Origin of the sequence: Nocardiopsis sp. NPDC006938 (assembly GCF_042869555.1) — a bacterium.
GTDB lineage: Bacteria > Actinomycetota > Actinomycetes > Streptosporangiales > Streptosporangiaceae > Nocardiopsis.
On the sequence record NZ_JBIAGA010000003.1, the window covers coordinates 91,670 to 104,069 of the forward strand.

15 protein-coding genes are annotated in these 12,400 nt (G+C 69.1%); 8 read left to right on the forward strand and 7 right to left on the reverse strand.

What is annotated here, in order from left to right:
- Positions 1–346 precede the first annotated feature (346 nt).
- The 5 genes from ACFYL4_RS05835 to ACFYL4_RS05855 all read left to right on the forward strand — a co-directional run bounded on the left by ACFYL4_RS05835 (position 347) and on the right by ACFYL4_RS05855 (position 5,563).
- Positions 347–1,759 carry an MFS transporter gene (locus ACFYL4_RS05835; protein ID WP_387517168.1) on the forward strand — a complete coding sequence of 471 codons (1,413 nt, stop codon included), beginning with the start codon at positions 347–349 and terminating at the stop codon, positions 1,757–1,759.
- 100 nt (positions 1,760–1,859) lie between these two features.
- Complete coding sequence (locus ACFYL4_RS05840; RefSeq protein ID WP_387516747.1) at positions 1,860–2,297, forward strand: YciI family protein; 438 nt, start codon at positions 1,860–1,862, stop codon at positions 2,295–2,297.
- Positions 2,298–2,571: 274 nt separating this feature from the next.
- Positions 2,572–2,838, forward strand: a complete 267-nt coding sequence (locus ACFYL4_RS05845; protein ID WP_387517170.1) for an AbrB/MazE/SpoVT family DNA-binding domain-containing protein — start codon at positions 2,572–2,574, stop codon at positions 2,836–2,838.
- Positions 2,839–3,344: 506 nt separating this feature from the next.
- Positions 3,345–4,331 (forward strand): NAD-dependent epimerase/dehydratase family protein, encoded by a 987-nt coding sequence (locus ACFYL4_RS05850; RefSeq protein WP_387516749.1) that lies wholly within the window; start codon positions 3,345–3,347, stop codon positions 4,329–4,331.
- A gap of 218 nt (positions 4,332–4,549) precedes the next feature.
- Positions 4,550–5,563 carry a DUF2797 domain-containing protein gene (locus ACFYL4_RS05855; RefSeq protein WP_387516751.1) on the forward strand — a complete coding sequence of 338 codons (1,014 nt, stop codon included), beginning with the start codon at positions 4,550–4,552 and terminating at the stop codon, positions 5,561–5,563.
- Between the two features lie 81 nt (positions 5,564–5,644).
- On the opposite strand, the gene ACFYL4_RS05860 is transcribed toward ACFYL4_RS05855, so the two are convergent.
- The 4 genes from ACFYL4_RS05860 to ACFYL4_RS05875 all read right to left on the reverse strand — a co-directional run bounded on the left by ACFYL4_RS05860 (position 5,645) and on the right by ACFYL4_RS05875 (position 8,444).
- Positions 5,645–5,998, reverse strand: a complete 354-nt coding sequence (locus ACFYL4_RS05860; protein WP_387516753.1) for an Inorganic pyrophosphatase — start codon at positions 5,996–5,998, stop codon at positions 5,645–5,647.
- A gap of 250 nt (positions 5,999–6,248) precedes the next feature.
- Entirely contained in the window at positions 6,249–7,112 is an 864-nt protein-coding gene (locus ACFYL4_RS05865; RefSeq protein ID WP_387516755.1) for an aminoglycoside phosphotransferase, read from the reverse strand.
- 239 nt (positions 7,113–7,351) lie between these two features.
- Entirely contained in the window at positions 7,352–7,732 is a 381-nt protein-coding gene (locus tag ACFYL4_RS05870) for a hypothetical protein (RefSeq protein WP_387516757.1), read from the reverse strand.
- A gap of 247 nt (positions 7,733–7,979) precedes the next feature.
- The gene (locus ACFYL4_RS05875) at positions 7,980–8,444 is read right to left on the reverse strand and encodes an ArsI/CadI family heavy metal resistance metalloenzyme (RefSeq protein WP_387516759.1); all 465 of its coding nucleotides are present in this window, start codon (positions 8,442–8,444) and stop codon (positions 7,980–7,982) included.
- Positions 8,445–8,523: 79 nt separating this feature from the next.
- On the opposite strand from ACFYL4_RS05875, the gene ACFYL4_RS05880 reads away from it, so the two are divergent.
- Genes ACFYL4_RS05880 through ACFYL4_RS05890 form a run of 3 tightly spaced genes read left to right on the forward strand, consistent with a single transcriptional unit; the run spans position 8,524 to position 10,425 of the window.
- The gene (locus tag ACFYL4_RS05880; protein WP_387516761.1) at positions 8,524–8,913 is read left to right on the forward strand and encodes an ArsR/SmtB family transcription factor; all 390 of its coding nucleotides are present in this window, start codon (positions 8,524–8,526) and stop codon (positions 8,911–8,913) included.
- The gene (gene arsB / locus ACFYL4_RS05885) at positions 8,910–9,998 is read left to right on the forward strand and encodes an ACR3 family arsenite efflux transporter (RefSeq protein ID WP_387516763.1); all 1,089 of its coding nucleotides are present in this window, start codon (positions 8,910–8,912) and stop codon (positions 9,996–9,998) included. Before ACFYL4_RS05880 ends, arsB begins: the two co-directional genes overlap by 4 nt.
- Complete coding sequence (locus ACFYL4_RS05890) at positions 9,985–10,425, forward strand: arsenate reductase ArsC (protein WP_387516765.1); 441 nt, start codon at positions 9,985–9,987, stop codon at positions 10,423–10,425. Before arsB ends, ACFYL4_RS05890 begins: the two co-directional genes overlap by 14 nt.
- A gap of 252 nt (positions 10,426–10,677) precedes the next feature.
- Here ACFYL4_RS05890 and ACFYL4_RS05895 read toward each other — a convergent pair whose 3' ends face one another.
- The 3 genes from ACFYL4_RS05895 to ACFYL4_RS05905 all read right to left on the reverse strand — a co-directional run bounded on the left by ACFYL4_RS05895 (position 10,678) and on the right by ACFYL4_RS05905 (position 12,104).
- On the reverse strand, positions 10,678–10,911 hold the full coding sequence (locus ACFYL4_RS05895; RefSeq protein ID WP_387517172.1) for a DUF397 domain-containing protein: 234 nt from the start codon (positions 10,909–10,911) through the stop codon (positions 10,678–10,680).
- Between the two features lie 176 nt (positions 10,912–11,087).
- Positions 11,088–11,267: a DUF397 domain-containing protein gene (locus ACFYL4_RS05900; protein ID WP_357762518.1), complete on the reverse strand. Its 180-nt coding sequence runs from the start codon at positions 11,265–11,267 to the stop codon at positions 11,088–11,090.
- A 12-nt stretch (positions 11,268–11,279) separates the two neighbouring features.
- A complete protein-coding gene (locus ACFYL4_RS05905; protein ID WP_387517174.1) occupies positions 11,280–12,104 on the reverse strand; it encodes a helix-turn-helix domain-containing protein in 825 nt (274 codons plus the stop codon).
- Positions 12,105–12,400: the final 296 nt, after the last annotated feature.

Sequence of the window (12,400 nt, forward strand, 5' to 3'; positions counted from 1 at the left end):
GAAGAGGCACCGTTCCCGGCCTTATCCTCCGGCTATTGACGGCGCTTTCGCGCAGGTGAGAGGAGTGCGCCGGAGCGAGTGGCCCCCTTGCCGCCGTGAGGGGAGCGTGCTGGCGGCCCGCCCCGTCCGGGGCCGCCGACGCCCCCCGGCCCGCCGGGAACCGCCGCGCGTGCGTGCGGCCTCGCGGGCGGTGTGGTGACCGGAGACGCCGCCGTGACCCGGAGTTGACCGGGGCCGGGAAGTCTGGGGGCTGGCCGCAACGGCTCCCAGCACCCCCGAAGGGACGTCCCCCGTGAGCAGCGCACCCCCCGGCACCCCCACCCCCGGGAAGCAGGCCCGGCCGCCCCTGGGGCGGGACTTCAACCGCTTCTGGACGGGCAGCCTCTCCAGCAACCTCGGCGACGGCATGATGTTCGTCGCGCTACCGCTGGTGGCGGCGCTGCTCACCAACGATCCCCTGCTGGTGGCCGGTCTGACGGCCGTGCGATACCTGCCCTGGCTGCTGGTCGGGCTGTTCGCCGGTGTGGTGGTGGACCGGGTCGACCGGGTGCGCCTGATGGTCCTGACCAACCTCGGCCGGGGCGGCGCACTCGTGGCCCTCGCCGTGTCGATCGCCACCGGCCACGCCTCGATCTGGGTGCTCTACGCCGTCATGTTCACGGTGATGGTCTGCGAGGTCTTCTACGACCTGGCGGGGCACGCGATGCTGCCGGACATCGCTCCGGCGGGTCAGCTGGACCGGGCCAACGGCCGACTGGTCGGCGGTCAGACCGTCACCCAGCAGTTCGCGGGCGGTCCGCTCGCGGGGTTCCTGTTCGCGGTGGCGGCGTTCCTGCCGCTGGCGGTCAACGCGGGCGCCTACCTGCTCGGAGCCCTGGTGCTGCTCGGCCTTCCGCTGGCGGTGCGCCGCCCGCCCCGCCCCGAGGGCGCGTCCGAGAGGGAGGACGGCGAGGGCCGGGGTGTGGTGCGCTCGGTCTTCGGTGACATCGGTGAGGGGTTGGCCTTCGTCTTCCGTGGTAGCTCCCTGGGGCCGGTACTGGCGTTCAACGTGGTGATGAACATGGCCTTCGTCGCCCAGTCCGCCGTCATGGTGCTCCTGGTCCGCGACCACTTCGGGGTGCCCGCCGCCCTCTACGGCGTCTTCCTGGGCGCGTCGGCGGTGGGCGCTCTCCTGGGTGCCGCGTCGGTGAGCCGGATCGTGGGCCGTCTGGGCCGGTTCCGCACGGAGCTGGTGCTCTTCACCCTGGCGTCCGTGTGCTGTGTCGTGTTCGGGCTCGCGCCCAACGCGTACGTGGCCGCCGCGGCCTGGACGGTGCTCGGGTTCTGTCTGACCTCCTCCAACATCGTGATGCTCAGCGCGATCCAGTTGATCGTCCCCGGTGCCCAGATGGGGCGGGTGATGTCGTGCGTCCAGGTGTCCGGTGCGGGCTTCTCCCCGATCGGAGCGTTGCTGGGCGGTGCGCTCGGCAGGGTCGAGCTGTTCTACGTACCGGTGGCCGCGGGCGTGGCGGTGTTCGCCGCCCTGCTGCTGTCCGTGTCCGCGCTGCGCCGGATCACCGGCCAGGCGGACGAGAAGGAGGCCGAGCAGATGGCCGCGGCCGATGGGGCCGCCGGGGGCACCGGCTCGGAGGCTTCCGGTCCCGAGACCGGCTCCACCGACTCCGCCCCGGGCTCGGTTCCGGACACCGGAGCCAAGGGCCGGGAAAGTATGGCTGACCTGGGTGAACAGGGTCGGGGAGTCGGGCAGGAGAAGGGGTAGGGGGAAGAACCCGGAGGGGTGTCGATCCCGGCCCGCCCCGTCGACGTGGTGGTGAGAGCGGGGAACGGGCCCGCTCCACACCCGAAGAGCGGAGCACACCATGCGCTACCTGATGTCGATCATGAGCACCCCCGAGTCCGAGGCCGCCGACTACGAGGTCGGCCCCGAGGTCTACGAGGAGATGGGCAGGTACAACGAGGAACTGGTGCGGGCCGGTGTCCTGCTGAGCGGTGAGGGCCTGGCCCCCACCTCGGCCGGGGCCGAGGTCGTCTTCCGCGACGGTGAGGCCACCGTGGTGGACGGGCCCTTCACCGAGGCGAAGGAGTTCATCGCGGGGTACTGGGTCCTCCAGGTGTCCTCGCACGCCGAGGCGCTGGAGTGGGCCAAGCGGTGCCCGCACCCGCCCAAGGGCGACCCGACCGAGCTCAAGCTCCAGCTGCGCCGCATCGCCGAATTGGAGGACCTGGAGGACATGCCCGAGGAGGTCAAGGAGCGCGAGCGCGAGCGGCGCGCGAACCAGCCCGGCGACGACGCCTGAGCGCCTCCCGAGGCGTGTGGAGCGGGGTGATCTCCGTTGCGCCGGTGTGGCCGGTGGTGCTGAGATGGCCGCATGGGTCACACCGGTGTCGAACACGAGGTGGAGGCGGTCTGGCGCATCGATGGGCCTTCGTGGAGTTCAATCGCGCCGTCGCCGTGCCGATGGCGATCGGCCCGGAGCATCCCTGAACTGGTTCCGCGAGAGGGAAGCTCGGAGCACCACCACCGAAAGGCCGCACATGAGTGACACGAAGACGAGACTTCGGCGCGCGGTGATGCGTCGTAGGAACCAGCTCACTCTGCCTCGGGAGGTCACCGAGGCGCTGCACATCCGCGAAGGCGACGAGGTCGAGTTCGAGATCGGTGAGGACGGTCAGGTCGTGCTGCGCGGCATGACCGTGGTCCCCGCCGATCAGGCCTGGTTCTGGGATCGGCAGTGGCAGCGGGGCGAGCGGGAGGCCAGCGAGCGGATCGCCGCTGGCCAGACCGAGGAGTTCGAGGACGCGGAGTCGATGTTCGACGCTCTTGAACAGGAGCAGTGAGCAGCAGTTGGCCGCGTTCGCTACCACTCCCATGTCAAAGCGGACTTCAAGAAGCTGACCAGGAACAGGCCGCGCGCTATCGGCGCGTGGTCGCCCGACGTACAGAAGGGGGAGTTCCGTCCCGGCCTACGGGTGAAGGGCGTCCAAGGGGCTCCGGGGGTCTACGAGATGACCTGGGCTCCTGACGGGCGAGCCACGTGGGAGTACGGGGACGAGCGTTTTCCCGGCACCCCGCATGTGATCTGGCGGCGGGTCGGTACCCACGCCATCTTCAAGCCCGGCCCGCCCTGGCCCCCGCCCACCACCGGCCCGGCGACCGTGAGTTGCGGGGCCGGTGGACGAGGATCTCGCAGCCTTCACTCTCCCAGCGACCGAACGGGACGGGGTCGCGAGGTTGGTAGTGCCCATGAGGTCAGCGGGGTCGGTGATGCGGGCGGGGCGACCGCGTGTTCTGCTCTCAGCAACGGACCCTGGCGCCAACCGGCACCCCCGGAGACACTGGACCCATGACGACTCTTCTGGTTCTGGGCGGTACGGAGTTCGTGGGGCGGGCGGTCGTGGAGGACGCGCTCGCCCGTGGCTGGGAGGTCACGGTGTTCCACCGTGGTCGGCACGAGGCTCCGGCCGGGGTCAGGGTGCTGCACGGCGACCGCACCGAGCCGGGCGGTCTCGCTGCGCTGGCCGAGGGGGAGTGGGACTACGTGGTGGACACGTGGTCGGCGGCTCCGGGGGCGGTGTTGGAGGCCGCGCGTCTGCTGTTGGAGAGGGTCGGCCACTACTCCTACGTCTCCAGCCGTTCCGTTCACGGTGTGCCCAGCGCGGCGCACGCCGACGAGAGCGCGCCGGTGGTGGAGGCGTCGGTGGACGACGACGGCACCGACTACGAGCGTGCCAAGCGCGGTGGGGAGCTGGCGGCGGAGGAGGTGTTCGGCGACCGGGCGCTGCTCGTGCGGGCCGGGCTCATCCTGGGGCCGTACGAGAACATCGGTCGGCTGCCCTGGTGGTTGGGCCGGATCGCCCGGGGAGGGCCCGTCCTGGCGCCGGGGCCGCGTGACCTCCCGCTCCAGTACGTGGACGCCCGTGACCTGGCGGCGTGGACCCTGGACGCGGCGGAGAAGGGGTTGGGCGGGCCTTACAACATGGTGAGCCCGATCGGGCACACGACGATGGAGGAGTTCCTCACCGCATGCCGGGAGGTGACGGGTTCCGACGCCGAGTTCCGCTGGTTCTCCCCGGAGGCCGTCGCGGAGGCCGGGATCACGCCGTGGCGGGAGCTGCCGGTGTGGCTGCCGCCGGGTGAGCTGCACGAGACCCTGCACCAGGGGAACGTCGACCGCGCACTGGCCACCGGTTTGAGGTGCAGGCCGGTCGCGGAGACGGTGGCCGACACGTGGGCGTGGATGAGCTCCCTCGGCGGGGAGGTGGAACAGCGTCCCGACCGCCCGAGAGTCGGCCTGGACCCCGAGGTCGAGGCCCGAGCCCTGGGGTTGTGAGCGCCCCGGCGACGGCCGGTCCCGTCGCACTCCGGCGGTGGTCCGGCTGTTCTTCCGGCAACCGTCCTCGGAGAAGCGGGGTGTTCCAGCCGGGCGAGGTCCACCTCGGGTACCGGGCCGACCCCGCGCCCGGGCGGGGAGTCCGGTTGCTCTGGGGGCACCAAGCCCGTTGAGCACCACCCTGTCTTCTCCCACAGGGGCGGGCGTTCTGTGCGTCTGTGCCCGCATCCCCCGCTGGCAGGCGGGGTGAGACCCTGGCCGTAGGCCGTATCGCCTGCCCGCTGGTCTGGGAGGACACACTGAGCACGATGAACGCGGGCGCCAGCCTGCCGGTATGGCGTATCACCGGGCTGTTCTGGCGCCAGGGGCGTCCTCGGTGGGTGGCCTCCCGACCCGACCAGGCTGATCGATCCCTTGAACTCGGGCCGGGTACGACGGTGCGTCTGGGCCTCGCCGATCCGCGTGCGTGCGTGGGCCGCTGGGACGGTGAACGCGGGTGTCGCCGCTGGTGCACGGCGCCCGTGCCCGCGCGGGGGACCGATGCCCAGTGCGCCGAGTGCGCCGCCAACGACCGGGGTCGTCTGCTGGCTCGTGACGCCTACACCGATGACCGCACCTACCTGCTCTACCTGGCCTGGTTCGGCCCCGGTCTGGTCAAGGTGGGGCTGACCGCCGCCGAACGCGGACGGAGCCGTCTCCTGGAACAGGGCGCCCTGGCCTACACGGAGCTGGGCCGTGGACCGCTGCCCGCAGTGCGCGCGGCCGAGCGCGCCATCGCCGCCACCGACCACGCGGTCGAACGCCTGCGCCTCGTCCGCAAGCTCGCCGCGTTGAGCGATCCCGAGGCCTTCGCTGGTGGTCACATCGCGCTGGAGCGGGCCCGGGCCGCCATTACCGCCGCCGGTCTGCTGGATCTGCTCGAACCGACCAGTGACACCGTCCACCTCATCGCGCAGGAGTTCGGTCTGGTGGGGCCGCTCCCCGCCGACTACGACGCCCTGACCGGTCTTCGGACTCCGGCCGGTCTGGTGCTGCGCCTTGAGGCTGTGGTGGGTCGGGTGCTGATCGGTGCCCAGGCCCATACGGACCGCCCGCTGTTCGTGGACACCCGCCTTCTGGCCGGGTTCCCGTTGGCTCCGTCTCCTGAGCGCTCGGCAGGTCTACGGATAGAGAGCCGGACCCCGTCCCCGAGTCGGCACGACCTGGACGCGGACCAGATCCGCCTGTTCTGACGGTGACGTCGGAGGGGACGTGGGCGACCCCCCCCACAGTTCTGAGCCCGGTTGGTGTGGGAGGACGTCCGGCAACCTCCGTCAGCCTTCGGGCCCACGACGGATGATGACGGCGGCCTGCGGCTGCGGTACGTAGAACTCCTCGATCCGGGTCACCTCGTCAGTCGTGCAACCGTGGAGGATCTTGATTTCGGCGTCCTTCTTCATCGGGTCCACCGTGGCGACGGCGCCCACCACACCGGAGGGGCCGGAGCCCACCCAGATGTCCACACCTTCACCATCGCCCCCACGCGTTTCGTCCAGGTACCCGTAGTCGACCGGGTACACGTACTCCTCGAATCTCGGGTGAGAGCTTCCCCGAGGCCGGTCGATCCTGACCGTGTGGCCTTCCACCAACCGGTCCAGCTCATACCAGAACGCGGCTTCCTTGGGCATCAACGCGTCTCCTGTCGAATCTGGTCACGCCGGGCGCTCGGTTGCTCCAGCCTGCCCCTCACCGTGAAGGCCGTGGAAGTCACGAGTTCCATCAGCTCGGCGAGACCCCGCGCTGGTCGGACGCGGCAGCCGGAGCCCGACGTGGGAGAACTGCCGGATTCCGGCGGCACAGTCCAAGGCTGAACACGAATACCGGACCGCCTGTGTGGGAGGGGTGGGAGGAACACGAACCGTGGGGTGAGCCCTGTGTTCAGGAGAGTTGGGTCAGGAGTGTCCTCGCGGTTTCCTCCATGACCGGTCCGATCGGCAGTGACCGTCCCGTCCTGCGGGCCGCCCGGGCGGCGTTGGCGCACAGGAGCAGCTGGCACAGTCGTCCCGAACGGCTGGACAGAACGTCGTCGAACCGCGCACGGATCTGCTCAGCGACCTCTGGAACTCTCAGGGAGGCCGACCACAGGCACGCGGCGTCCCATCCGCGAGGGGCCCGCCCCCAACTTTCCCAGTCCAGGAGCATGAATTCCGGAGCGGTGATGTTGGCATAGCCCAGGTCGCCGTGCGCGCAGTCCCACTCCTCGTCCTCGATGTGGGTGTCGATGCCGGGCCCGTAGACCTCGTGGACGCGGCGCGTCAGGTGGTCCTGGGACAAGGCGACACGGTCGGTCGAGTGACGGGACAGGGTGTTCAGCGCCTCTTCCAGCGCGTTCCACCATGTCTCGGAAAGCCCGGGGTCAGCGGTGATGTCCGCCGTGGCGGAGACGGCTGGCGATGTGGACAAGGTGCTCTCTTCCGCCTTCCACACCACCCCTCGCTCCTGGTCCACCCAGGTGGCGGTGGCCATCCACCGGGGGCGGGGCACACCGTGAATCCGTGTCGCCGCCTCGCCGCCGGTCCAGGCGTGGGCGTTCATGCGCGAGATCCGGCGCCAGGCCAGACGGACCCATGTCCCGGCGTCGGTGGAAAATCCAGCGGACCCGTTGAGGCGGTTGAAGTGGACGCCTTCGCCGTCGAAAGAGCGTCCCAACCGTTCCTGTGCGCGGGTCAGGACATCACTGATGTCCACCGCCGACAGGTCATCCAACACCACGAGCGGCCCCGTCGCGTCCGGAGACCTCATCAGCTGTCCTCCCTTCGCGTCTGGGGAGCGGGCTGGCTCGGGTGGCGAGGGAGATGCCAAGAGGGTCCGTCCCTACGTAGGCGGAGAACAGGTCGGCGGCATCCTCACCGGTTGAGGGATGGGGTTCATCCCCCTGTGCGCGGGGAGCAGCCTTCGTGAACTGTGTCTAGCAGTGGAACGGTGGAGAGGTGTCACATCCGGAGGGTGTGGAAAGGTTCCGTCGACAACACATCCGGGAATCACGTGTCCGAGTTGTGGACGCCGTCGATCCGCTCGGCCATCTGTGTCCGCTGCTCGTCGGTCAGTTCCGGGTCGGTGAACCGGATGACGATGTAGTTCGACAGATGCGTGGGGGAGGCCATGCCCGCGGCGGCGGCCTCGGCGTCGTCGGTCGACGCGAACCTGAGGTAATCGGCCTGGTCAGTGGTGTAGGACTGAATGCAGTCGAGTGTTTCGGTGCACAGCTCGCTGGTCGCTTCTTGGGGGTTGCTCTGGAGGTGCCACTCTCCCTCCGGTTGCGCGAACACGTTGTCCAGGTCGACGGTTCCGCCCGGGGAACACGCCGAAACGGCCAACGTCAACGCCACCGTACAGATCAGCGGGCCAAGGAACGACCTCATGCTCTCTCCTCGGAACTCGTCGAAAGTGCCCCCTTCGTAGCGAGGACGGGTCACACGATTCCGCCACCCTTTCTACCGCTCCGCGTGCGCTGTTGGCCATGCCCGCCGGGGCTGCGAGGGAACTGCTCCGTGTGCGTCCCACGCTGCCTCAAGCGCGGGAGAGGGGGCTCCTCCTGTTGGACGGGTCGACCCCTCTCCCTCTCACCCGCCGGCGTGATCACCGGCGGGTGACAGCCCCTCGTGCCACTCAGCCGCCGCAGCAACCCGACGCAGGGGCCGGGCCCGGAACCGGGCTCTGGGCGGACTGGTCGGGAGTCGGGATGTCCTCGGCCCGGCCGCGCTGGTCACTGTCGGCCTTCACCACGTACACCTCCCAGGGCTCCCGGCCGGGCCCGTGCACCCACACCTTGTCCTGGACCGCGTAGCAGCACGACGTGTCGTTCTCCTCGAACGTGGCCAGTCCGGCCTCCTTGAGCCGGTTGGTGGCGGCGTCGACCTGTGCCGAGTCCTCCACCTCCACTCCCAGGTGGTCCAGGCGCGTCTCCTGGCCGGGCTCTCCCTCGATGAGGACCAGCTTGAGCGGGGGTTCGGCGACGGCGAAGTTGGCGTAGCCGGGGCGGCGCTTGGCGGGTTTGACGCCGAAGAGCTGCGTGTAGAAGGCGACCGATGCTTCGAGGTCGGCGACGTTGAGGGCGAGCTGCACACGGGACACGGGGGACCTCCACAGGCCTTGTATCGAAATCCGTCGATGCAAGGTTGCGGGTTGTTTCGAAGTTTGTCAACATAGACGCATGTCGAATCAAGAGCGCACGGCCGATGCTCCCGCCTCGGTCCCCGGCACGGTCGCGGACTGCTGCCCCGGCCTGCTGACCACTTCGCTGGACGAGGGCGAGGCCACGGAACTCGCCAGGGTCTTCAAGGCCCTCGGCGACCCGGTACGGCTCCGACTGCTGTCGATGATCGCCACCCCGGACGGCGGCGAGGTGTGCGTGTGCGACCTGACCCCCGCCTTCGACCTCTCCCAGCCCACCATCTCCCACCACCTCAAACTGCTGCGCGAGGCCGGGCTCATCGCCGCCGAACGGCGCGGGACCTGGGTCTACTACCGGCTCCTCCCCGAGGCCACCGACCGCCTGGCCGCGATCCTCACCCGCCGCGCCACGACGGCGGCCGAAGCGTGAGCGCTCCCGCCCGGCTGACCACCGAGGCGGGCGCCCCCCGCCTGCCGGTCCTGGACCGCTACCTCACCGTGTGGATTCTGCTCGCCATGGCGGTCGGCCTCGTCCTCGGCCGGATGGTTCCCGGCCTGGGGGAGGCGTTGGCCGGGATGGGCGTGGCCGGGGTGTCGGTCCCCATCGCCCTCGGCCTGCTGGTGATGATGTACCCGCCGCTGGCCAAGGTCCGCTACGACCGCCTGGGCACCGTCACCGGCGATCGGCGCCTGCTCGTCACCTCGCTCGTGGTGAACTGGATCATCGGACCAGCGGTCATGTTCGCCCTGGCGTGGCTGTTCCTCGCCGACCTTCCCGAGTACCGCACCGGGCTGATCATCGTCGGGCTCGCCCGCTGCATCGCGATGGTCATCATCTGGAACGACCTCGCCTGCGGCGACCGCGAGGCCGCCGCCGTCCTGGTCGCGCTCAACTCCGTGTTCCAGGTGGTCGCCTTCGGCGCGCTGGGCTGGTTCTACCTGGTGGCGCTGCCGGGGTGGCTGGGCTGGGAGCGGGCCGTGCTGGAGGTGTCCTTCGTCGACATCTCCGTCTCCGTCCTGGTCTTCCTCGGTGTTCCGCTGCTTGCCGGATACCTCACTCGCCGCCTGGGCGAGCGGGCGCGCGGCCGCGACTGGTACGAGACCCGGCTGCTCCCGAAGCTGGGCCCGTGGGGGCTGTACGGGCTCCTGTTCACCATCGTGGCGCTGTTCGCCCTCCAGGGCGAGGCGATCACCTCCCAGCCCTGGGACGTGGTCCGCATCGCGGCGCCGCTGCTGGTGTACTTCGTGCTCATGTGGGCCGGAACCCTGCTCCTCGGGCGGGTCCTCGGCTTCACCCACCCGAGGGCCGTCACCCTGGCCTTCACCGCGGCGGGCAACAACTTCGAACTGGCGATCGCCGTGGCCATCGCGTCCTTCGGCGCCGCCTCCGGCCAGGCCCTCGCCGGGGTGGTGGGGCCGCTGATCGAGGTGCCCGTCCTGATCGCCCTGGTGCACGTCGCCTTGTGGTCGCGACGGTTCTTCCCCCACGAGGAGGTGCGCGGTGTCCGACGCTGAGATCCCGCAGGTGCTGTTCGTGTGCGTGCACAACGCCGGACGCTCCCAGATGGCAGCCGCCTTCCTGCGCCATCTGGGAGCCGGACGGGTGCGGGTGCGATCGGCAGGTTCGGCTCCGGCCGACACGGTCAACCCGGCCGTGGTCCAGGCGATGGCGGAGGTCGGCGTCGACATCGCCGCCAACGTGCCGAAGGTCCTGACGACGGAAGCGGTGAGGGCCTCGGACGTGGTCATCACCATGGGGTGCGGGGACGCCTGTCCGTTCTACCCGGGTAGGCGCTACCTGGACTGGGTCCTCCCGGACCCCGCCGGGCAGGGGGTGGAGGCGGTGCGGCCGATCCGCGACCGCGTCCGCGTCCTGGTCGAGGACCTGTTGGAGGAGCTGGGGGCTCCAGGGGCCGGTGGCCGCGAGGGATCATCCCCGTAGTGCGGGGAACAGAACACGCGGGGCGATCTGGAGGAGTGTTCGGGCGGGGTCCGTGTGCGGTCCCCTTCGGGACGGCAACGGGTCGCGGAACGCGGCGAGGAGCCGGAGCACCAGGCTATGAGCGGTCGCCCCTCGGATGCCAGGGCCTGCTTCCCCTGTACAGGACGGGTAAGTACAGTGCGCACGCTTGCAGGAAAAGCATGGCGAAGGCCCACAGCACGTGCATGGGCTGAGGGCCTTCGCCGCGCTCGGCTACTTGGTGGAAGCGCGCAGGAGCGCCGTCCACTCTGCGGTCGGGAACTCAAGGTGCCCGGCGTCGCAGTTCTGGGTGTCACGCACAGCCGAGGCGCCGGGGATGTCGGCAACCTCGACACAGTCCTGCGTGCGGGCACCGCTGTAGCTGCTTTTACGGAAGGTGAGTTCGGTGGTGCGGGGGTGCGTGGGTGGGGCCTTCGCTGGGGTGGGGGCACAGGCTGACGCACACAGTTCTTCCCGCATCTGGGACTCATGCTCAGAGGAGGACGTTCCGACCCTGTCCAGGACCGGACAGCCGAACCCACTTCTCACTCGTGGGTCCGCTGCGTACGGTGATTCTGGCCGATGAGAAGGCCCCGGCCACGAGAACAGCTCAAGTGTGGTCGGGGCCCTTGTCCGTTACGCGGCTACCGTTCTGTGCGCGCGGTGCTCAGCATCGCGGCCCACTCCTGGGACGCGAAAGTCAGGTGCCCGGCTTCGCGGTTCTGGGTGTCTCGCACCAATACACTGCGCCCCTCCGCCACCTCAACACATGCGGCTTCGTTGGCGCTGTAGCTACTCTTGTGGAACTCCTGGGATGAATACACGGTGTGCCTCTTCTAGTCGTCTATCAAGCTCTTGATGAGCTCGATCGTTGCCACCTTGGACAGAGCGTCTGAGGCGACGTCATCCAGCGCAAGACGGTAGTCGGATACCTGTGCCGGAGAGTCCAAGTACGTGCCTCGCCCTCGCGTTTCGAGGTAGACCAGACTGGGATCACGCTCGTCCTCGTAGTCGAGGATGACGGTTGATCCATGCATACAACCGTGTAGCCCGGCTCCGATCGGGAGTACTTGCAGGGCCACGGTGTTGATGGCTTCCGCGATGTCCACCAAGTGTTGCAGTTGGTCACGTGCGAGTTCGGGGTTCACTGCCAACCGAAGAAGAACAGCTTCGTCGAGAACACATCGAAACTCCGGCGCATCAGGACGTATGAGCAGCTTCTGGCGCTCGATTCGGGCAGCAACGATGCGTTCGATCTCAGCTTCTGTGCGAGCTAGGGACGCGCGTGCGGAGGCAGCTGCGTAAGCCGGAGTCTGGAGCAGGCCGTGCACCACGATCGGATGGAACGCTGAGATGCGGCGTGCTTGAGCCTCGAAACCCACGTAGCCATCGTCGAGTACGTCCTCGAAATCATGCCACCAAGGTCGAGTTCTCGCCTCACGGCGGAGTGCCAGCAAGGCCTCGCGCCTAGCGGGGTCCGTCACCTTGTAGAGATCCATCAGGGCACTGAGTGCCGATACATCGGGGATGCTGTGCCGCCCACCCTCCATGTGGTTGAGGCGCCCGGACGACCACGCCAGTGCCAGGCGAGCTTCTTCCACGGTCATGCTGACGGCTTCGCGCATCCTCCGTAGCTCGGCTGCGAACCGTCTCCGCTCAATGCTGGGTCGGTCTTTCTGTGCCACGTCTGCCTTCGCTGGATCGGGGTGGTGCCATCTGGATCATAAAGCTCCCGCCCAGAAACGGGCATTACGGTCAGTCTGACGGGGTCCTATTGACTAGTCAATCTGACAGGGTCAGTATGGTCACATATTCACTCGCACTGGGCTTCCCGCCCGGCACTGTCCGTACCGGAGGTGTGCGCTGATGGCGCCCCGTTACCTGAAACTCTGCGAGCTGGCGTGTACCCGCTACCTCGCTACCGAGGCGATACGTCGCCCTCGCCCCAGGCAGGCGG